The sequence below is a fragment of the Corynebacterium silvaticum genome (genome assembly GCF_004382825.2).
GTDB lineage: Bacteria > Actinomycetota > Actinomycetes > Mycobacteriales > Mycobacteriaceae > Corynebacterium > Corynebacterium silvaticum.
The window spans coordinates 436142-456742 of the sequence record NZ_SDQO02000002.1 but is presented as its reverse complement, the minus strand read 5'-3'; the positions used below and the strand labels follow the sequence as shown (position 1 = coordinate 456742).

The window sequence follows — 20601 nt, the reverse complement described above, 5'->3', positions numbered from 1 at the left end:
CGGCTCCTCGCACAGGAGTCGGGCCTCAGCTTTTCCGTTAGTGGCGATACTGCGAAAAATAGGCGACACTGGAACCCGTGTCTAAAACTATTGGTTCTCGCATTAGTAAACTCATCCTCACAATCATCATTGCTCTTCTGGTTCTCTTGCTGCTGGCCGAATTCGGCTTGCGCTGGACTGTCAGTAAACAACTCAAAGATGCTGTGGGTTCCAATTCCACTGGTCAAGAGGCCAGTATCTCTTTCGGACCAACTCCCCTACTTTTTTCGGCTGTGACTCGCAACGTCCCCCACGTCACTATTGACTCGCCTTCAACGGTCAGCATTAAACACCCTGGCGATGCCAATGCTGTCCCAGAGGTCACCGGCACGCCGCAGTCTTTTATTAACGTTGATTCTTTAAATATTGCCGATCCCGATAACCCGGTTGCAGGTTCGCTCTCGCTTCGCACCACGCTTACCGACGACTACCTCCTGGCGGTACTGCAAAAGAGCATCGCTGAAAATCAGACGCGCCAGCCTGCCCCGGCTGAAGGAACCGGCAACGACCTGGGCGCACTTGCCGGAGCTTTCCTGCAACAGCTTATTCAGGTCACAGGGATCACTTCTAATCCCACAGATGGCACGGTAAAAGTCGATATCACAGGCGGAGCAGCCAACCTCACGCTTAAGCCGGAGGCTATCGACGGCCGCCTGTCCTTCACTGCCACCAATGCGAGCCTCCTCGGCGTTGAGCTGCCCTCCACGGTCTCTGACGCACTGACCAAGGGGCTTCGCGATCAAGCGAGTGCCATGGCAGGAAACCTCATGATTAAAAGCGTTGAGGTGGTAGACCATGGCGTCAAAATCGAGGTTGTCGGAGACAACATCAACCTCAATGAGCTCGGCAAGGAGAAAACCAGCAGTCCGTAGCTCCCGCGCGCTAGAGTCCGGTGACCAAGACTCCGTATGCCCCCGCTGCCTTGTGCACGGGGGCTTCGCTTATATCGCATATAACGTATAGGGGAATTCCATCTGTCTCATGCGCCCCCACGCTATAGGAGACCACGGCGTCCACGCCTATCTTTGCCAGCCACGCATGCGCACGGGCACGTAGCTCATCGTGGAGGATGGTATCGTCGACAAGCACTGCGAGCTGGGCAGGGTGCGGCACGGTCTCACGCGCCACCGCAATCTCGCCGATAAAAGCAGCGCCGGTGGCGTCGAGAAGCGAAGCTGGATCAGGAACATAAATCACCATCGTCGCGCCAGATTGCACCGCGAGCCGAGCCTCAGACGCCTTAATCAGCACGTGATGCTTACCCGTGGGGTATCCCGCCCAAGAGACCACAAGCTGCTCCCTCTGGCCGGCTGGGGCGTCGATTGCGTGCAGGAGTGAGGGCTCCACGCAGATCCCCATCCCCTGTTGCCTAGCGTTTGCCGTAAGTTGCTGCACATCAGTGGCGGTTGCCAGCGGGTCAAGGAGCGTGACCACCACCGTATTATCGCTCGTCATGCCCGTTTACCAGCCGTAATTGCCGTTAAGGATGTTCTTGATCTGAGGGCGAACATCGAACCAATACAATCCGATGATCACCAGACCAACCCAAGAAAGGAACTGGACTTTCAGATAAACCATGAGGGCCGCCAGTACAAGCAGGCCCACCCAGATCCACTTGTTCTGTCGGTCTCCGGCTTCAAAAGCATCGGCTCGCGTCGTAGCGGCTAATCCCGCGCCAACCAGAGCAGCAGCCACCGCGAGGTACACCGCAGCCACAACGATGTAACCGAAAATCAGGAAAACAAAGGTCATGAAGAGAATTCCTTGGATAGATGCATGAGGATGAGCGGTGTCTACAGCGTTTTAGGCCCCGCCTACACCCCAAAGAGTGAATATGAAACAGTGTAGATGGCCAAGCCTGCAAGAGCACCCACCACTGTTCCGTTAAGACGAATGTATTGCAGGTCTTTGCCCACCATCAACTCAATCTTGTCGCTGGCCTCGTCCGCGTCCCAGCGTTCGATGGTCTCTGAAATAATCGACGTCACCTGATCCGCATAATTGTCTGCAAGGAACGCTGCAGTCTTGGTGATGCGAGCGTCGAGATCTGCACGCAACGCATCATCGGCGTGAATTCGGTTTCCCCACTCCAACGCATACTCTTTGATTTTTTGCCGCAACAGGGAATCCGCGTCTTCCGCAGCAAGGATCACGTTCTTAGACACACTAGCCCAGATCGTCGACGCAGCATCCTGCACCGGCGCTGAACCCATCACATCGTGCTTGACGTCTTCCACCTTCTGAATCACAACCGGATCCGTCTGCAGATCATCAGCAAATTTCTCTAGGAAGCGTCTGATCGCCTGACGGGCCTCATGATTCTTATCGCGCTCCACCGCAGCCGTCCACTGAATGAGCTCGCGATACACCCGATCGCCCACCAGCTCATTAACAAACTTTGGTGCCCAGGAAGGCGCGCGCTCCCCCAGGATCTTGAGGATTAAGCTTTCCGACGTCAGCGCCTTCTTATGCAGCCAAGAAACCAGTTGATCCACTATTGGTTCCGTTTGGCCTCCCTGATTGAGCTGCTGCAACAGCCTGCCAAGAGGTGGGCCCCACTCCGGCTCCGCGAGCTTTTCCACGATCGCTTTTCGGATAACAGCCTCTGCGTCCTGAGGATCCAGCGCCTTGACAGCCTTCGCCGTAAAGGCACCGACCTCACGCGACACGGTCTCAGCGTTAGCTGGCTCCGACAACCAGTCGCCGATGCGACTCGCCACATTCGCCTGAGACACTTTCTCTGTGATTTGTTCTGCGTTAAGGAAGTTCTCGCTCACAAACCCGCTCAGTGCCACACCTACTTGATCCTTCTTCCGACGCACAATCGCCGTATGAGGAATCTTGATGCCCAAGGGGTATCGGAACAAGGCAGTCACTGCAAACCAATCGGCCAAGCCACCGACCATTCCGGCCTCAGCAGCAGCCCGAACAAAGCCCACCCATGCAGGGGTGGGGTCAGTCACCGAGGTATACCACTGACAGCTCAAAAAAATCGCTGCAGCAACAAAAAGTAATCCCGTCGCAATAGTCTTGTGCTTCCGTAGCGCACGCCGCTTTTCGGCCTCTGCTTCAGGCGAGGGGCCAGGAACCGCGAGTCCGCGTGGAGCTGCATGTTGTGCCATGTCACTCATTATCCCGTACTCCCCACACCAGTCGGTAGCCAGTTCGCCCAGAGCACGCCAAAGACACCCCAGGTATAGAGGCGAACTGTCTGGGCTACAGCCTCGGAGGATGCTCGCAGCTTAAGTCCGTAAGGCCGGACTTTGCTGGGAGACTACAGTGCATTCCACCCGGCCACTATGTAATTAATGCCGATCAGCGTCGCAGCCAGCGTCATAAGTATCCATAACACTTTCCCCTTTTGTCATTCATAGCCTTGATGCTAATCGTGGACGCACAAAGGCTCCGATTTCCCTTAGGAATATCGGAGCCTTGTGAGTGGAGGTGTCGCGAAACGATTAGTTCATGCGACCGGTTTCAGCGCGATACTGACGGTAGTTGCGACGCCCACGGTGGATCAGAACAAAACCACCGATGAGCAGAACAAAACCTATAACCGCGCCGATGATCACGTAGGTAGCCCAAGCTTCTTGGCTTCCTACAGAAGCAGCACCCAAGCCAAAGATCAGCGCACCGAATCCTGCGAGGGAAACAAGAATGGCACCCATGCCCACCCACGTACTCGTACGCTGTAGCGACGAATGCGGTGCCCAGAGGCTCGCGGGGTCGTAGCCATCGATGTAGTGCATGCGCCCCTCGAAAACTGGGTATCCCGCAGTCTCCTGCGTCGCAGGTGCTGAATGAGACATAATGTGCCTTTCTAAATTTTTCCCTGTGAGTGAGTCAGCTCGTTGCGTTAAACCTTAGCTTAGTCGTCCTTACCGCGGAAGAAAGCGCGGGCCCGCTCCTTGTTAATAGCCGCAACAGCGGACAGCGGAATGTCTGCCGGGCAGACATCGGCGCACTCGCCGTACAACGAGCAGTGACCAAAGTTGGTCTCAAGCTCATCGATCATATTGCGGGCGCGCTTGCCGCGCTCTTCACGGCCCAAAGGCATAAGAGCGAGGTGCACAAGCTTTGCTCCGGTGAACAGGTGTGCTGCGCCGTTGGGGCAAGCAGCCACGCAGGCGCCACAACCGATGCATGCAGCGTGGTCGAGAGCAAGCTCAGCCTTCTCGTGGTTCTGGTAAATGGTGTCTGCATCAGGGGCCGTGCCTGCGTTGATGGAAACGTAGCCACCCTTTTGCATCACGCGGTCAAGAGCCGAGCGGTCAACCGCAAGGTCCTTGATCACCGGGTAAGCAGCAGAACGGAAAGGCTCAATCTTGAGGGTCGAGCCATCTGCTACGTGGTCAAGACGCTGCTGGCAGGAAGGCTTGTTCTTATCCAGGCCATGTGGGCGGCCGTTAACTAGCAGACCACAGGTGCCACAGATGCCTTCACGACAGTCCGAAGCGAAGACGAAAGGCTCTTTGCCTTCCTCAACCAAGCCAGTGTTGACGTGGTCCAGAAGCTCAAGGATCGACATCTGTGCTACGGCGTCGTCGACGTCGATGGACTCGAAATGACCTTCGCTGTTAGGACCGGCCTGACGCCAAATTTCAAGATGGAGTTTCATTACTTGTAGTTCCTTGTCATCAGCGGGATCGATTCGAACGTGAGCGGCTCAGCATGGCGAATGAACTCATTTTCCTGTGCGCCTGGCTCCCATGCGGAAACGAAGCACCAGTTGTCGTCGTCACGCTCAGCTTCACCTTCAGGAGAGAGGTGATCGTCACGGAAGTGCGCACCACAGGACTCGTCGCGGTCGAGTGCGTCAACGCACATGAGCTCGCCGAGGTCGATGTAGTCCGCTACGCGACATGCGTACTCAAGAACCTGGTTCATTTCCTCTGCCTCGCCGGTAATGCGGAGGTTCGCCCAGAATTCCTTACGGAGCTTCCGGATGTTCTCAATACCGGTCTTCAGGTCTTCGATGTTGCGGGCAACGCCACAAGAGAAGTAGAGGATATCGCCTAGCTGGCGGTGGTAGTACTCAGGACCATGAGGGTCGTCGCCCTTGATGTTCATGAGCTTGTCGATACGAGCCTGAGCTCGTGCGACTGCCGTTACTGCCTCAGGAGCATCCTCAGCAAGCTTGGCCTCTCCAAGGTGGTTAGCCAAGTAGTTCGGAATAGTAAACGGCAAGGTGAACCAGCCGTCGACCGAAGCAGAGAGCAAGGAGTTAGCACCCAGACGGTTTGCACCGTGGTAGGTCCAGGAGCACTCACCGGCGGCAAAGAGGCCGTCGATGGAGGTCATCTCGTTGAAGTCCGTCCACAAGCCACCCATGGTGAAGTGGCAGGTCGGTGCAATACGCATCGGAGCCTTGAACGGGTTCTCGCCGATTGCCTCTTCATACATCTGGAAGAGGTTGGAGTAGCGCTCGCGGATCGTGTTCTCACCAAGACGCTCAATTGCATCACGGAAGTCGAGGTATGCGGAGTTGTGCAGAGGCCCAACGCCGAGTCCCTTGTTGATCTGCTGAGAAATAGCACGCGACGCCACGTCGCGAGGCACGAGGTTACCGAATGCCGGGTAACGGCGCTCAAGGAAGTAATCGCGCTCGTCTTCAGGGATCGTGTTGGGGTCGCGATCGTCTTTGGGCTCGATTGGGGACCAGATGCGGCCGTCGTTGCGCAAAGACTCGGACATCAGGATCGTCTTCGACTGCCATTCCGAGTTGACCGGAAGGCCGGTCGGGTGGAACTGAATGAAAGACGGAGAAGCGAGGTAAGCGCCGATGTCATACGCACGCATCATTGCCGACGCGTTGGAGTTCTTAGCCAGCGTAGACATGTGGTAGACATTGCCGTAACCGCCAGTAGCCAAGATGACTGCGTGGCCCGTGTGAGGGGTGAGCTCACCGGTGATCAGGTTACGAGTGACGATACCGCGGCAGGCTTTCTTGCCGTTTTCCTCGGTGAGGATCAGGTCATGCATGTCTGCATGCGTGAAGATCTCTACCGTGCCGAGACCAATCTGACGCTGCAACGCAGCTGCTCCGGAGAGCTGAAGCTGCTGGCCTGTTTGACCACGCGTGTAGTACGTGCGAGAGACCTGCACACCACCGAAGGAACGGGTAGCCAGGGTTCCGCCGTACTCGCGGGCGAAGGGAGCGCCAATGGCGTTCATGTGATCAATAACGCGTACGGATTCGTATGCCAAGCGCCAACAATCGGACTCGCGACAACGGTAGTCGCCACCCTTCACGGTGTCCTTCACGTGGCGGTAAGCGCCATCGTTATCCACTTTCTTGCCACGAGCGGAGTTCACACCACCCTGCGCAGCAATGGAGTGCGCACGGCGAGGAGCGTCATGGTAGGTGAAAACCTTAACGTTGTAGCCCAGCTCGCCGAGGGCAGCAGCAGCGCCACCACCGGAAAGGCCGGTTCCCACAACAAGAACCGTGAACTTACGACGGTTCAGTGGGGAGACCAGGTTCATGTGGTCTTTTTGGTACTCCCACATGTCCTTGGTGGGAACGCCCTTAGGCTCGTTCGACTCAAGGATGCTGCCCAGTTTCACGCCATCGACGATGGAGGCTGGCTGGGTGAACTCAGGGCGAGTAGCGGTTTCAGAGTTAATGCTCATTGTTATTACCTTTTCGTCCTAGCTGATCCAGCCGCATGCGATAGACAGCGGAATTGCGATGTTGCCAATCATTACGATTGCGGGAACGAGGTAAGCGAGGAAGAGAATGATTGCACGCCAGCGCTTACCGGTGATGCCCAAATCGCTTGCGGCAAGCCAAATGCCGTGCGACAGATGCATGAAGAGTGTCAGCATCGCAATGATGTAGAAGATGGTGACGGGCCAACGGCTAAAGCTTGCCACCATGTTGGCGTAAATCTGACCGTGCTCGAACACCTCGGAGGCGGCTGGTGTGGCACCAACAGTCAGGTCCAAGATGTGGAAGACGATGAAGGCAAGCAAAATGATGCCGGTTACCAACATCGTGCGGGTGGTGAAGGAATTCATGCCCCCCATGAGGTTGGTGCGACGGAACTTACCGCGTGAACGGCTCGAACGGCCGATGAGTGCAAAAGCGCCGTAGATGTGCAAGACGATGCAGAGAAGCAGCGTGATGCGGAACAGCCACAGGAATGCACCGTGCGGGAAGAGCGGGTAAAGAAGGTTGCGCAACCACTCGCCATAGACGTCGATCGGATGCGTACCGTCCTCATAGAACGGCAAGAAAACCTTAAGGTTTCCGACCATGTGGAAGACCACAAAGAAGCAGAAGATCAGGCCAGTGACGGCCATAGTGAGCTTCAGTGCCCAGGTCGGGTACTTTGGCCGCTCACGTAGCGGCTTTTCAGTGATTTTGCCGTGCGCGATTGCGTCACGGTCGATGTTATTTACAGTCATGGCACCTCCAGTGTCGTATTAACTTTACGACCCACCGCCATGGATAAACCACTTACCACAACCTATGGTGACCCCCCTCACACAGCATAAAAATACCCACCTACCCGCAATTTAGGATAGCCTGACTTAAAATATCACCGCTTGAGACTTTCAAAAGGGCACCTCTACCGGCCCTTTCACCCGAGCGCAAGGCGACACCTATGAGATATATCGCATTGGTTTTTTAACTTTTTATCAACACACCCCCACACCTATTCGGCGTCATCCGAAATGCGTACTTTTATCAACCATGAGAGCACCCCTCCAGTACTCATTTAGCAAGGCCAGTGCCACATTACGACCATTGAAATTCCGCAAATTTAAACATAAGCATAGAACCCACAATTTGTTACCCGCGTAAACGCAAGTGTCTGCTGGTATCAAAAACCAACAAATACACCTCCCCGGTGAACTTGCTCACGTATCCTTGAAGTCCATGAGCAAGACATACGTTGGTTCGCGGCTGCGGCAGCTGCGTAAAGAGCGTGGCCTCAGCCAGGCTAATTTAGCCGGCACGCTTGAACTTTCGGCAAGCTATGTCAATCAAATCGAGCACGACGTCAGGCCACTTACTCTTCCCGTGCTCCACCGAATCACCGAAGTCTTTGGCGTCGACTCCACATTCTTTTCTAAAGATGACGACTCGCGACTCCTAGCAGAAGTCCACGACGTCATGCTGGACAAAGAACTCTGCCCTGAAGACATTGACCTACAGGAACTCTCTGACCTGGTAGATCATCATCCCGATATAGCTCGCGCCGTCGTGGAGATGCATCGTCGTTACCGCAATGTCCGCGACAAGCTCTCGGCAGCCACAGATGTCCGCCTGGTCAACAGTCTCGGCGAGACTCAAGCGATCTCGGAAGCCCTATCCATGCCGCACGATGAAGTTCGCGACTTCTTCTATGCACGCCAAAATTATCTCGACGATCTCGACCATTCCGCCGAGGCCATCTCCGCCGAGTTAGGTATCACCACTTTCAACATCCGCGCCAACGAAGCATCTCTTATAGACCGATTGGAATCGCGGCACGGGGTCACCATTAAAGCCGGGATAGACATCGGCAGTACCTTGCACCACTTTGACACGCAGACCAGGGTTCTCACCTTGTCCACCCGTCTTATCACTGGTCAACGCGCTTTCAGACTCGCCACAGAGCTCGCTTTTTTGGAGGCCAACGAGCGTATCGACGCCCTCCTCGCCGATGCCTACTTCACGTCCGTGGAGGCGCGCACCCTAGCACGGCGTGGCATCGCTTCTTATTTTGCGGCTGCCGTCATGCTGCCCTACCGGCTATTTCATTCCGAAGCAGAGCGCTCCGGCTATGACATCGAGTACTTATGCCAGATGTTTGGGGTGGGGTATGAAACGGTATGTCACAGGCTCTCAACATTGCAGCGCCCCAACCTGCGAGGCATCCCCTTCACCTTATGTCCGCGTCGATCGCGCCGGCAATATTTCCAAACGACAGTCGGCCACAGGATTCCACTTCACTCATGCTGGTGGCACCTGCCCGCTGTGGAATGTCTACGAGACCTTCACCAGTCCCGGCACCATCATGCGGCAATTGGCGCAAATGCCCGACGGGCGCAACTATCTCTGGGTCGCCCGAACAGTGCGGCATCACCAGGGACGTTTTGGGGAGACTGGAAAAATGTTTTCCATCGGCTTGGGGTGCGAGGCACGCCACGCAGCACGAACAGTCTATGCCCATGGTCTCGACGTAAAAACCTTTGCCAACGCCGTCCCTATCGGGGCAGGTTGTCGCGTATGCACTCGCGAGGACTGTGCACAACGAGCATTCCCCGCGGTCAATAAACTCATCGCTATCGACGCCCACACGTCCTCCGTGGCGCCATACTGATACAGATTCCATAGCTAAACCCCAGGTCGCAGATCGTTTTCCGCGAACCTGGGGTGATAAGCCACTAGCTTTACAGGTTAATCATGTGTCCCATGATGCCTTCTGCAGCTTCCTTCATTGCTTCAGACAGGGTCGGGTGAGTGTGAACGTTGCGTCCGATTTCCTCAGCCGTCAGGTCAAAGCGCTGAGCCAACGTGAGTTCTGGCAGCAGCTCAGAGACGTTTGCACCCACCATGTGAGCACCGAGGAGTTCCCCGAACTCAGCATCTGCGATGATCTTGACAAAGCCAGCGGACTCGCCGAGGCCCTGTGCCTTGCCGTTAGCAGAGAATGGGAACGTGGCGGACTTGATCTCGCGGCCCGCGAACTTCTCCTTGGCCTGCTCCTCGGTGTATCCGAAGGAAGCTACCTGCGGGTTGCAGAAGGTAGCGCGAGGCATCATCATGTAGTCGCCCAGCTCTTGGGTCTCCGCACCAGCGATGGTCTCGGCTGCCACAACGCCTTGTGCCTCAGCGACATGCGCCAGCTGAAGTTTCGCGGTTACATCGCCGATAGCGTAGATGTGGTCAACGTTTGTACGCATGAAATCGTCGATCTGAATAGCGCCACGGTCGGTAAGCTTTACGCCGGTGTTCTCCAGGCCATAGCCCTCCACGCGTGGTGCAAAACCGATGGATACCATGACGCGCTCCGCCTTGATGGTCTCCGACTTGGATCCATCCTTGGACTCCACGTCCACCTCTACACCATTGCCGTTATCACGGATGGCAGTAGTCTTGTGGCCGGTGAGGAGCTTCACGCCAAGCTTCTTGTACTGCTTAGCGATCTCCTTGGAAACATCTGCGTCCTCGTTAGGAAGCACGCGATCCATGAATTCTACGATGGTGATCTCTACACCGTAGTTGGCAAGAACGTACGCAAATTCCATACCGATGGCGCCTGCACCAACGATGACCATGGATTTAGGTGCTTCTTCCTTGAGGATCTGCTCCTCAAAGGAAACAATGTTGCCACCGATCTCTACGCCTGGCAGAGAACGAACGACGGATCCTGTCGCAATGATGCAGTCGTCAAATGTAACGGTCTTTCCTGCGTCTTTGCCCTCGGAGATTTCAATCGTTTTAGTGTCTTTGAAGCTACCGAGTCCGTCGATCTCAGTGATCTTGTTCTTCTTCATCAAATAGTGAACGCCCTTGACGATTCCCGAAGAAACCTTGCGGGAACGCTTGTGCGCGACACCGAAGTCAAAAGAAACATCACCGGAGATGCCAAAGGTCTTTGCCTCATGGTTAAAGATGTGCGCGACCTCAGCGTTCTTGAGCAAAGCTTTGGACGGGATACATCCAACGTTGAGGCAGACACCTCCCCAGTACTGCTTTTCAACCACGGCGACTTTCTTGCCGAGCTGGGCTGCACGGATGGCGGCGACATAGCCACCGGGGCCAGCGCCGAGTACTACAACGTCATAATGTTCAGTCACAAGTCTCTAGAATACGTGTCTCTATCCAAAATGTCGTGTAGTAGCTCACCTTTGCCCAATTGAACTCACTCCAGCGAATAAAAAACCACATTTACCCGGCCACAATGACCCGATTCCCCTACCCAAAAATGTGAGCCTTCAAGCTTTCGCCTCCCCCGCGTTACCCCATCCGCACAAGAGTTGAGCAAGCAAAAGCAACTGCCTCACAGACAGAAAATAACGCAAGCCCCGGACGTTGCCACACAGTTCCCGGCTTGCGTTATTGCACGTGATTACGCGTGAGTTTTTTATTAAAGCAGCCCGATCAGGTGCCAGAAGTTGCTCAAACCCGCAGAGCCTGCCTGAACAGTGGCGCCGACAGCCTCATTGATAAAGGCCTGGATAGAGCCGAGTGGATTGCTGAAAAAAGCAGCGATCTTTTCCATAAAAGTTACATCCTTTTCGCTTGAAAAAGTCTGGAAGAACAAAAGTGACAATCAGAGTGTAAGCCTAAACGCCCGTTTCCGTCGCCTTCGAATGATTCAAAATAACATGAAGCAGCCCTACCTAGAGCAACCTTCTGACTAATATGACATATAATGAAACCTTGCTCAACGCTTAGAAAAATCTCACAAAATGTTGTGAGCGTCACGCATTTTTGCGCAAAAAACTGGTTTTATTTGGGGCTGGCTACTACCCCACACCATAGGAACCTGTTAACGTTCTACGTGAAGAAAACGATGTAAATGTTGACGCCAGCAGGCTTTCGGGCAATGGCGAGCGTCGAAAAGCATGTCCTTCCATTTGCCCACTAACTGGATAGAAAACAAGGAAGAAAAAGCAGTATGAAGTTCCTTCGGTCGATCGCGGCCTTCTCGGTTGCTACTGCAGCTACTGTTAGCCTTCTCGGCACAGCTGTCGCACCTACTGCCGGCGCAGCTGAAAAGACTCCCGCACAGATCAGCAACGGCACCGCTCTAGCAGACGTGCACTTTGGTGCAACGCCGGACATTAGCCCGGTATGGCGCGAGAAGCTCGACAACGATCGTGTGGTTGAGGCATGGGCGCACTCCCCATCCATGAATCGCAACATCCCGATGGTGGTCCTCAAAGCTTCGAGCCCCAACCGCCCAACTGTTTATCTCCTTAACGGTGGCGACGGTGGAGAAGGCCGCGCTAACTGGGTCATGCAGACCGACGCGATGAACTTCTACAAGGAGAAGGACGTCAACGTTGTCGTTCCTATGGCAGGTAAATTCTCCTACTACACCGACTGGGTATCAGAGAACGCTGCCCTAGGCGGCAAGCAAAAGTGGGAGACCTTCCTTACCAAGGAGCTTCCAGGACCGATGGAGTCCATGCTTAAGGCAAACAACAAGCGCGCTATCGTCGGCATGTCCATGTCCGCCACCAGCTCGCTGCTCCTCGCCGCGCATGCAAAGGGCTTCTACGACGCAGTAAGTTCTTTCTCTGGCTGCGCAGCCACCTCCACTCCTATGGCTTATCAGTTCCTGCGCCTGACGCTGCAGCGCGGCCAGGCAACCCCTGAGCAGATGTGGGGCCCCATGGGTTCTGACTACAACCGCTACAACGACGCAGTTGTCATGGCTGAGGACCTCCGCGGCACGGAGATCTACGTATCCAACGCCAGCGGCATTGCAGGTGGCCACGACACCTTGGCTAACCCTCGTTACGCTGGCCTGGACCCGGCAATCGCTTCCACTGGTCTTACCGCGGTAGTGGTAGAGGGTGGCCTCATCGAAGCTGGAACCAACATGTGCACCAACGACCTCAAGGTCCGCTTGAAGTCCTTGAACATCCCAGCCGACTTCAACATGCGCAACACAGGCACCCACTCCTGGAGCTACTGGCAGGATGACCTCCGCGCTTCTTGGCCGACATTCGAGCGCGCTTTTAACAAGTAAACCTGAGCTCTTCTTTCCCAGTTACACCGCCCGCCAGCGATCTTCCGCCGGCGGGCGGTCCCTTTAATGAGTAATCTCAGAGGCAATGACTACTACATCTTCCCCACGGCCAGAGCACCGTGAATTAGCTGATCTGCCCTTTGATGCTGCGTTGCTTGAAACCATCGACGCCCCGGAAGCACTTGACTGGGCCAAACGCTGGTCTGACTCCACGGAATCGGCACTTGATTTTTCCGTTCTCCAGCAGAGGATGCGCACTGCGCTGAACGTCGACACCAAAATTCCTTATGTGATTCGTCGTGGTGAATACCTCTATAACTTCTGGCAAGACGCAGATCACCCCAGGGGCCTTTGGCGTAGAACTACGCTAGACGCGTTTCTCTCAGGAGCAGACGAATGGCACATCCTGGTAGACGTGGACAAGCTTGCACATGAGGAAAAGGAAAGCTGGGTGTGGAAGGGCGCCCATGTTCGCCCCCATCACTTTGACCGAGCGCTTATCCAGCTGTCCCGAGGTGGCGCTGATGCCGTAGAAATTCGCGAGTTCGATTTATGCGCTAACTCCTTTGTCACCGATGACCCCTTTTATATTTCAGAGGCCAAGACACTCGTCAGTTGGGTGGATAGAGATACTCTCCTTATAGGGACAGATCTAGGCCCAGAAACGCTGACTGATTCTGGATACCCGGCGCGAGCCTATGTGTGGCAGCGCGGCACTCCCATACACTCTGCCCAAGAATTTTTTGCTGGTAAGACCAGCGATCTGGCAGTTTCAGCGTGGGCAGATTCTACGCCCGGTTTTGAACGAAAATTTGTCCGCCGATCCCTGGATTTCTACCGTTCGCGCACCTTTATCGAACGCGACAACGCGTTGCAAATAGTAGAGGTGCCCGAGGACTGCGAGCTCACGTTTCATCGGCAATGGATGTTTGTCTTTCCACGAGAAGATTATGCTGGGGTGCCCGCTGGCGGGGTCGGTGCCATTGATTTTCAGCGTTTCTTAGATGGGAGCCGAGACTTCCATACGGTGTTCACTCCTACCCCTACGACGAGTATCCAGGATATTTCTTTTACCAAGACCCGGATTATCTTGACGGTACTGGATAACGTTAGCTCCACGTTAGAGGTGTTAAGGCTCGATTCTCTAGAGTCCGAGCACGCGGACATTCAGTTGCCGCCCCTCACCACCGCACGAGTCGTTTCTACCTGTGATGATAGCGACGAGGCGTGGTTGGGTGCTTCCTCTTTCACGCAGCCCGATACGTTATTCCGCGTCAACGTGAGCGAGTCTCTTATTCCTGGTGAAGTCCGGCATGCCCCGGCGCTTTTCGACGCACACGGTATGGAAACTCGCCAACACTGGGCCACCTCTGCAGATGGGACAAAGATCCCGTATTTTATCGTCGGCGATTTCTCCCGTGGTCCTCGTCCCACGCTGGTAGGCGGTTATGGTGGATTTGAGGTCTCGTTGGTTCCTGGCTATTCAGCCACGCGGGGTTTGGGTTGGCTGGAGCAAGGCAACTTTTATGTTCAGCCTAATCTGCGTGGTGGTGGCGAGTTCGGTCCCACGTGGCACGAAAGCGTTATCAGGAAGAACAGACCTCTTATCTACCAAGATCATCAGGCTGTGCTTAACGACGTCGTCTCCCGCGGGTATGCCTCCTCCGTCTTCGTGCGGGGTGGCTCCAATGGTGGTTTGCTCACGTCTGTAGCTCTCACTTCTTATCCTGAACTGATTCAAGGTGCCGTTGTCCAGGTCCCACTGCCTGACATGTTGCGGTACCACGAATGGTCTGCCGGGGCATCGTGGATTGCTGAATATGGCGACCCCTCGGATCCCCAAGAACGCGAAGTCTTGGCGAGTTACTCCCCGCTGCACAACATCCGCGAGCATTCGGAAGTTTCCTATCCGCCAACGCTGGTTACCACTTCCACGAGAGACGATCGCGTCCACCCCGCACACGCCCGGTTATTCGCCGCCGCGCTCGCCGATTGTGGACAGCCGGTTGATTACTACGGAAACGTTGAGGGTGGGCACGCGGGAGCTGCCGATAACGGCCAAGTTGCGTTCATGGAAGCCCTGATTTTCACGTGGTTGCAGAACCGTGCAGCCACTGCATCTGATGGCTGCACAATCTCCACTGAGGGAGGTTCTCATCATGTCTAGGCCACGATTGCGTTCTACGCCTGTCCCGGGGACTCGGGATTCTTATACCGGAGTGGATTTTAACCTTGGATTCCACGTCCGTTGCTATGAACTCATCATGGATTATGCGGTGGGCCCCAATCGGCTGGCGGCAGAGGCGACCTTATACATGGACAACTACCTGCCGCTTTCGCATCTGACTCTTGACTTCGCCGACAGCCTCCGGGCCACGTCAGTGAATATCACGGTAGCTGGCGGCGTGCACACGGATGTGAAGCGATTCCGGCAGTCGGGCAATAAGCTGCGTGTCTCTTTTACTGAGCCGATCCCCGTGGATGCGGAGTTCGCGCTCAGCGTGCGTTACTCCGGAAACCCGCATCCTATCCGTACTTTGTGGGGTCTCATCGGCTGGGAGGAACTCAGCAATGGCTCACTTGTGGCTAGCCAGCCGTGCGGTTCGCGTTCCTGGTTGCCTTGCGACGACACCCCTGATGAGAAAGCAGTCTTTGACATCACGTTCACCTGCGATTCCGATTATTCTGTCATCGCCAACGGCGGACTCATAAGTAAAAACACAAGCGGAGCCCGCACTACCTGGCATTATCGCTCTGAGCATCCACTTGCCACGTATTTATCCACCATCCAGGTCGGCCAATATCGGGAAGAATCTCTCAATCAGAGCCCTCCGCTCACCACGGTGCCGGTTAAGGGTTTTGTTCCCTCCCATATGGTCTCCGGCTTCCGTCATGATTTTGCGCAGCAGGAAAAGATGCTCGCCATATTCAGTGAGCTTTTTGGCCGTTATCCCTTTGATTCCTATTCAGTAGTGATCACGGAAGATGAGTTGGAGATTCCGTTGGAGGCGCAGGGGTTGTCTATCTTCGGAGCAAACCATGCGCGCGGCCACAACCAGTGGGAACGCCTCGTCGCCCATGAGCTCTCGCATCAATGGTTTGGCAATTCTCTTGGTCTTGCTCAGTGGAACGATATCTGGTTGAACGAGGGTTTTGCGTGTTATGCGGAATGGCTGTGGTTTGAGTATTCCGGCCGTGGGCCACGTGCTCACGAGTCTGCGTGCTTCCATTATGATCAGCTCGCCGCACTGCCTCAGGATGTACTTCTTGCAGATCCCGGTCCAAAGGAGATGTTTGACGACCGCATTTATAAGCGCGGAGCTCTCACCGTCCATGCCCTGCGCTGTGAGCTTGGCGACGCCGCCTTCTTCCGCACCGTCCAACGCTATGTCGCGGCAGGCCGCCATTCGGTGGTAGAGCCGCATGACCTGCGCCGCGAAGTCCTCAAGGAAGCCTCCAACCCACAGCGCTGTGAAGAGCTCTGGACCAACTGGCTCTATCGGACGGAACTGCCAAAGTTCCCCAACCCATAAAACGCCCCGTAAGGTGTGATTCCGTGAGAAAGAATTTGCTTGTTACCGGCGGCGTCGGCTTTATCGGTTCTAATTTTGTTCGCTGCACCCTTGAAACCCGCGACGATTATCGCGTGAGGGTGCTCGACAAGCTCACCTACGCGGGGAATAGCGCCAACCTCGACGGCTGCGACGCGGAGCTGGTTGAGGGCGATATTTGCGATGCGACGCTCGTCGATAAGCTTATGCGCGACACAGATGTCGTGGTGCATTTTGCGGCGGAGTCCCACAACGACAACTCCCTTGAAGACCCTTCTCCGTTTATTCACACCAACGTAGTGGGCACGTTCACGCTGTTGGAAGCTACTCGACGCCACCACGTGCACTTTCATCACGTTTCCACCGATGAGGTCTTCGGTGATCTTGAGCTTGACGACCCAAACCGCTTCACCGAGCACACCCCCTACAATCCTTCCTCCCCTTATTCCGCGACCAAGGCCGGTTCTGACCACCTGGTTCGGGCATGGGTGCGGTCTTTTAACATCTCCGCCACGTTGTCTAATTGCTCAAACAACTACGGCCCGTATCAGCACATCGAAAAGTTCATCCCGCGGCAGATCACCAATATCCTGAGTGGGATTCCACCCAAGCTCTACGGAACCGGGGAACAAGTGCGGGACTGGATCCACGTAGATGACCACAACGATGCTATCCATGCGATTCTCGACCGCGGACGCATCGGAGAAACCTATATCATCGGCGCTGACAACGATCATGTGAATAATAAGCACGTCATCGAATTGATCTGCGAGCTCATGGGCGCAGATTCTTATGAACACGTCGCCGACCGCCCCGGCCATGACATGCGCTATGCCATGGATTCCACCAAGCTGCGCACAGAACTGGGCTGGCAGCCCCGCTTCACGGACACTGCGACCGGTATGCGCGAGGGATTGGCTCATACGATTCAGTGGTATCGCGACAACGAGCACTGGTGGCGACCGCTCAAAGAGACAGTAGAAAACAACTACGCCAAGCGGGGACAGTAGACGATGAAGATAGAAACCTGCTCTATTCAGGGCATGATGGTCATCCATCTCGATCTGCATGAGGACTCCCGCGGCTGGTTCAAAGAAAATTGGCAAGAGTCCAAACTCGCAGACTTAGGATTCTCCGGTTTCCGACCAGTACAAAACAATATTTCTTTCAACGCGGAAGTCGGCGTAACCCGAGGGCTGCACGCAGAGCCTTGGGATAAATACGTCTCCGTAGCAACTGGTTCGGTCTTTGGGGCCTGGTGTGACTTACGCGAAGGTTCCGCGACATTTGGCGCCACGTTTACCTTGACTATTACTCCCGAGATAGCTGTCTTTGTTCCGCGAGGGGTTGCCAACGGGTTCCAAGCCCTTGAATCCACTGCATATACCTATTTGGTCAACGACCACTGGTCGCCAGATGCTCACTATTCTTTTGTGAATCTCGCTGATCCCGCATTGAATATTTCTTGGCCGATCCCCCTCGATCACGCAACGCTCTCTGACAAAGACATGGCGCACCCTCCGCTGACCGAAGCTACACCCGTCCCTCCCAAGAAAATGCTTATTACCGGCGGGAACGGACAACTTGGACAAGCCTTAAAAAAGGTTTTTCCCCATGCCGAGGTCTGTTCTCGCGCCGAGTTAGACATCACCTCAGACATCACAGAGGCGCGTCGTTGGGCGGACTACAGCGTGATCATCAACGCCGCCGCCTATACAGCCGTCGATACCGCCGAAACTGATTCGGCCGCCGCGTGGCGTACAAACGCGGAAGCACCCGCACGCCTTGCTGCAATTGCGGCTCGTTATGGGATCACGTTGGTGCATATATCCAGCGACTACGTCTTCGATGGCACCTGCCCTATCCACGACGAGCACGAACCCTTCAGCCCACTGAGCGTTTATGGCCAGTCAAAAGCCGCAGGCGATACTGCGGTAAGCGTTGCCCCACAGCATTACGTAGTGCGCACCAGCTGGGTGGTGGGAGAAGGGAAAAACTTTGTGTCCACGATGGCTTCCCTTGCTGCACGTGGGGTTTCTCCGCAGGTGGTGGACGATCAGCTAGGCCGACTCACCTTCACCGATGATTTAGCTGCGGGTATTCAGTTCTTGCTCGATAATCACGCGCCCTATGGGGTGTATAACCTGAGCAATTCTGGTGAGGTTGTTTCTTGGGCGCAGGTGGCGCAGCGGGTGTTTGAGCTGGCGGGTCGTTCTGCTTCCGACGTGCAGCCGCTCAGTACAGCCGAATATTTTGCGGACACGGTAACCGCCGCCCCGCGCCCCCAGTACTCAGCCTTGGACTTGAGTAAAATCACTAAGCTCGGGTTTTCCCCACGTGATTGGCAAGATGTGCTCGCTCACTACTACGCGCGCTACTGCTCACAGTACTGCGCCACATCGGATGCAAAGGAGATCTAGGCTGTGAAGGGAATCATCTTGGCGGGCGGGTCGGGAACCCGGCTGCACCCCATAACGCTCGGCATTTCCAAGCAGCTTATGCCGATCTATGACAAGCCCATGGTCTACTATCCGCTGACCACGCTCATCCAGGCGGGTATCTCTGAAATCTTGGTGATCACCACCCCTGAAGACCAGCAAGCCTTTCAGCGTCTCCTAGGCACTGGCGAGCAATGGGGTATTTCCTTGTCTTACGCGGTGCAGCCATCCCCCGATGGACTTGCGCAAGCATTAGTGATCGGCCGTGACTTCATTGGCAACGACGACGTGGCGCTCGTCCTCGGCGATAATATCTTTGACGGCAGCGACCTCGACGCCTCGCTTCAACGTTGCTACACCCCAGGTAAAGCCACCGTTTTTGCCTACGAGGTCTCCGATCCGCAACGCTACGGCGTGGTTAACTTTGATGCTCGCGGAATGGCCACCGCGATCGAAGAAAAACCAGCCCACTCGACATCCAACTTTGCCATAGTCGGCCTCTATTTTTATCCTCACGACGCTGCCACAATCGCAGAAAACCTTATCCCCAGCGAGCGCGGCGAACTAGAAATCACTGCGCTGAACAGCGCCTACCTGGAGCAAGATAGGCTGCGTGTCCACAAACTAAAACGCGGAAGTGTGTGGCTGGATACCGGCACAATCGACTCTATGAGTGAGGCCTCTTCCTATGTTGAGGTCCTACAAAAACGCACCGGCTCCATCATCGGTTCCCCCGAGGTTGCCGCGTGGCGAGCAGGTTTTATCAACGATTCCCAGCTACGCGCGTTGGGCCACTCCCAACTGAAGCCTGGCTACGGCAGGTATCTGCTGCGTGCCTTAGGCGAAGGCTGGTGACCGACAGCGGGGGTTGAGTATCCCCGCTGGTCACAACCCATAAAACACATAAAGCACGGAGGTGCTCCCCACATTGTCGCGGAGAGCACCTCCGTGCTTTTAATCTCTTAAGGAAACTGTTTCGGGTCTAGCTGTTGGCGAGGATCTCGCTGATACGCTCATGACCTCGGGCGTTGATATGAAGCGGCATGTTGCCTTTGCCAGTGGTGAAATCAATAACACCGGAGAAGTAGCGGTCTGCATCAGGTGCGCACATCCCATTGTTGCGGGTATGCGGTTTGAGATCTAGGAATTCCACGCCGGTTGCGCGAGCAAGATCTATGTTCATCCCCTGTGCGAGATTCTCCCAGCGCTCCATTGCCCCAGCCGGCACTGGAAGGGTGATATTAGGAATAATGTGCAGAGGGCAGATACGACTACCAGTAACCATGGTCGGATAACCGACAATCTGGATACGCGCATGTGGGGCGGCTGCGCGGATGCGATCAATTTGCGGGCGCATAGCCGCGACAAAACGCTCACGCGTTGTTCCCTCGGATTCGCTTCCGTTGAAGTAGGTGTCGTTGAATCCATGAGTGATCACCACTCGTGCGGTAGCAGCATTCAAAGCGCCGCTGTTAAGCGCTGAATCTACTTCTACGTTGAAAGGCCCACCGGCAAAGGAACCCGTGGAAACAGACTGAACACCGGGACATGAGAAATTGCGTACAGGAAGCCCCAAGCGACGCCCGGCTTGTTCGGCGTAGCTGTCGGGGGAACGTCGACAGTTCCTCGATGAGGTGAAACGATCTGCTAGCAACTGCGTCGCCGGGGAGTCCGCGATAATGGAGTCTCCGAGGACAACCATGTTGCGCTCAGCTGCGAGTGCTTGAGGAGCCGCGGTGAGGGAAGCCAGAATCGCCGCTGAGGTAAGTGCGGTAACGAGTTTACGAAGCATATTCTTCCTAACAGAGACTTAGTTTTGCTAAGGCAAATATTCAGGTATTAAGTTACAGATGCTACTGATGTGGCTAACGTTTT

The 20601-nt window shown here is 55.2% G+C and carries 16 protein-coding genes and 2 pseudogenes; 8 read left to right on the top strand and 10 right to left on the bottom strand.

The annotated features are described in order from the left end of the window. Positions 1–77 precede the first annotated feature (77 nt). A pseudogene (locus ET810_RS06320) lies at positions 78–925 on the top strand (LmeA family phospholipid-binding protein). Here the strand turns inward: ET810_RS06320 and ET810_RS06315 are convergent. The 7 genes from ET810_RS06315 to ET810_RS06285 all read right to left on the bottom strand — a co-directional run bounded on the left by ET810_RS06315 (position 922) and on the right by ET810_RS06285 (position 7449). After that, complete coding sequence (locus ET810_RS06315; protein ID WP_087453312.1) at positions 922–1494, bottom strand: beta/alpha barrel domain-containing protein; 573 nt, start codon at positions 1492–1494, stop codon at positions 922–924. The pseudogene ET810_RS06320 and the gene ET810_RS06315 sit on opposite strands and share 4 nt — an antisense overlap. A 6-nt stretch (positions 1495–1500) precedes the next feature. Then, a complete protein-coding gene (locus ET810_RS06310) occupies positions 1501–1791 on the bottom strand; it encodes a DUF2516 family protein (protein WP_087453311.1) in 291 nt (96 codons plus the stop codon). A gap of 62 nt (positions 1792–1853) precedes the next feature. Next, on the bottom strand, positions 1854–3161 hold the full coding sequence (locus ET810_RS06305) for a DUF445 domain-containing protein (RefSeq protein ID WP_134316150.1): 1308 nt from the start codon (positions 3159–3161) through the stop codon (positions 1854–1856). Positions 3162–3497: 336 nt separating this feature from the next. Further along, positions 3498–3848, bottom strand: coding sequence for a hypothetical protein (locus ET810_RS06300; protein WP_087453309.1), 351 nt, complete (start codon positions 3846–3848; stop codon positions 3498–3500). Between the two features lie 59 nt (positions 3849–3907). Next, positions 3908–4657: a succinate dehydrogenase/fumarate reductase iron-sulfur subunit gene (locus ET810_RS06295; protein ID WP_087453308.1), complete on the bottom strand. Its 750-nt coding sequence runs from the start codon at positions 4655–4657 to the stop codon at positions 3908–3910. Then, a complete protein-coding gene (locus tag ET810_RS06290) occupies positions 4657–6672 on the bottom strand; it encodes a fumarate reductase/succinate dehydrogenase flavoprotein subunit (protein ID WP_134316149.1) in 2016 nt (671 codons plus the stop codon). The genes ET810_RS06295 and ET810_RS06290 overlap by 1 nt, the downstream gene beginning before the upstream one ends. Before the next feature lie 18 nt (positions 6673–6690). After that, on the bottom strand, positions 6691–7449 hold the full coding sequence (locus ET810_RS06285) for a succinate dehydrogenase cytochrome b subunit (protein ID WP_087453306.1): 759 nt from the start codon (positions 7447–7449) through the stop codon (positions 6691–6693). Positions 7450–7924: 475 nt separating this feature from the next. On the opposite strand from ET810_RS06285, the pseudogene ramB reads away from it, so the two are divergent. Then, positions 7925–9353 (top strand): annotated as a pseudogene (gene ramB, locus ET810_RS06280) (acetate metabolism transcriptional regulator RamB). Positions 9354–9423: 70 nt separating this feature from the next. Here the strand turns inward: ramB and lpdA are convergent. Next, positions 9424–10833 carry a dihydrolipoyl dehydrogenase gene (gene lpdA, locus ET810_RS06275; protein ID WP_087453305.1) on the bottom strand — a complete coding sequence of 470 codons (1410 nt, stop codon included), beginning with the start codon at positions 10831–10833 and terminating at the stop codon, positions 9424–9426. Positions 10834–11123: 290 nt separating this feature from the next. Continuing rightward, entirely contained in the window at positions 11124–11258 is a 135-nt protein-coding gene (locus tag ET810_RS13015) for a hypothetical protein (protein WP_259484390.1), read from the bottom strand. A 399-nt stretch (positions 11259–11657) separates the two neighbouring features. On the opposite strand from ET810_RS13015, the gene ET810_RS06270 reads away from it, so the two are divergent. The 6 genes from ET810_RS06270 to rfbA all read left to right on the top strand — a co-directional run bounded on the left by ET810_RS06270 (position 11658) and on the right by rfbA (position 19581). Continuing rightward, a complete protein-coding gene (locus ET810_RS06270) occupies positions 11658–12737 on the top strand; it encodes an alpha/beta hydrolase (protein WP_087453304.1) in 1080 nt (359 codons plus the stop codon). 85 nt (positions 12738–12822) lie between these two features. Next, positions 12823–14904, top strand: coding sequence for a prolyl oligopeptidase family serine peptidase (locus tag ET810_RS06265; RefSeq protein WP_087453303.1), 2082 nt, complete (start codon positions 12823–12825; stop codon positions 14902–14904). Continuing rightward, positions 14897–16270, top strand: a complete 1374-nt coding sequence (locus tag ET810_RS06260; RefSeq protein WP_087453302.1) for a M1 family metallopeptidase — start codon at positions 14897–14899, stop codon at positions 16268–16270. The genes ET810_RS06265 and ET810_RS06260 overlap by 8 nt, the downstream gene beginning before the upstream one ends. 23 nt (positions 16271–16293) lie before the next feature. Then, positions 16294–17298 carry a dTDP-glucose 4,6-dehydratase gene (gene rfbB / locus ET810_RS06255; RefSeq protein ID WP_087453301.1) on the top strand — a complete coding sequence of 335 codons (1005 nt, stop codon included), beginning with the start codon at positions 16294–16296 and terminating at the stop codon, positions 17296–17298. Between the two features lie 3 nt (positions 17299–17301). Beyond that, entirely contained in the window at positions 17302–18708 is a 1407-nt protein-coding gene (gene rfbD, locus ET810_RS06250; protein ID WP_087453300.1) for a dTDP-4-dehydrorhamnose reductase, read from the top strand. Positions 18709–18711: 3 nt separating this feature from the next. After that, positions 18712–19581 (top strand): glucose-1-phosphate thymidylyltransferase RfbA, encoded by an 870-nt coding sequence (gene rfbA / locus ET810_RS06245; RefSeq protein ID WP_134316148.1) that lies wholly within the window; start codon positions 18712–18714, stop codon positions 19579–19581. Positions 19582–19708: 127 nt separating this feature from the next. Here rfbA and ET810_RS06240 read toward each other — a convergent pair whose 3' ends face one another. Continuing rightward, on the bottom strand, positions 19709–20518 hold the full coding sequence (locus tag ET810_RS06240; RefSeq protein ID WP_134316147.1) for a GDSL-type esterase/lipase family protein: 810 nt from the start codon (positions 20516–20518) through the stop codon (positions 19709–19711). Between the last annotated feature and the right edge of the window lie 83 nt (positions 20519–20601).

Excerpts from the sequence above, each read along its gene's own strand:
- ET810_RS06315 (WP_087453312.1), bottom strand. The coding sequence starts at position 1,494 with ATGACGAGCGATAATACGGTGGTGGTCACGCTCCTTGACCCGCTGGCA.
- rfbD (WP_087453300.1), top strand. The coding sequence starts at position 17,302 with ATGAAGATAGAAACCTGCTCTATTCAGGGCATGATGGTCATCCATCTC.
- ET810_RS06300 (WP_087453309.1), bottom strand. The coding sequence starts at position 3,848 with ATGTCTCATTCAGCACCTGCGACGCAGGAGACTGCGGGATACCCAGTT.
- ET810_RS06260 (WP_087453302.1), top strand. The coding sequence starts at position 14,897 with ATGTCTAGGCCACGATTGCGTTCTACGCCTGTCCCGGGGACTCGGGAT.
- ET810_RS13015 (WP_259484390.1), bottom strand. The coding sequence starts at position 11,258 with ATGGAAAAGATCGCTGCTTTTTTCAGCAATCCACTCGGCTCTATCCAG.
- ET810_RS06310 (WP_087453311.1), bottom strand. The coding sequence starts at position 1,791 with ATGACCTTTGTTTTCCTGATTTTCGGTTACATCGTTGTGGCTGCGGTG.
- ET810_RS06270 (WP_087453304.1), top strand. The coding sequence starts at position 11,658 with ATGAAGTTCCTTCGGTCGATCGCGGCCTTCTCGGTTGCTACTGCAGCT.
- ET810_RS06265 (WP_087453303.1), top strand. The coding sequence starts at position 12,823 with ATGACTACTACATCTTCCCCACGGCCAGAGCACCGTGAATTAGCTGAT.
- ET810_RS06290 (WP_134316149.1), bottom strand. The coding sequence starts at position 6,672 with ATGAGCATTAACTCTGAAACCGCTACTCGCCCTGAGTTCACCCAGCCA.
- ET810_RS06305 (WP_134316150.1), bottom strand. The coding sequence starts at position 3,161 with ATGGCACAACATGCAGCTCCACGCGGACTCGCGGTTCCTGGCCCCTCG.
- ET810_RS06295 (WP_087453308.1), bottom strand. The coding sequence starts at position 4,657 with ATGAAACTCCATCTTGAAATTTGGCGTCAGGCCGGTCCTAACAGCGAA.
- ET810_RS06285 (WP_087453306.1), bottom strand. The coding sequence starts at position 7,449 with ATGACTGTAAATAACATCGACCGTGACGCAATCGCGCACGGCAAAATC.
- ET810_RS06240 (WP_134316147.1), bottom strand. The coding sequence starts at position 20,518 with ATGCTTCGTAAACTCGTTACCGCACTTACCTCAGCGGCGATTCTGGCT.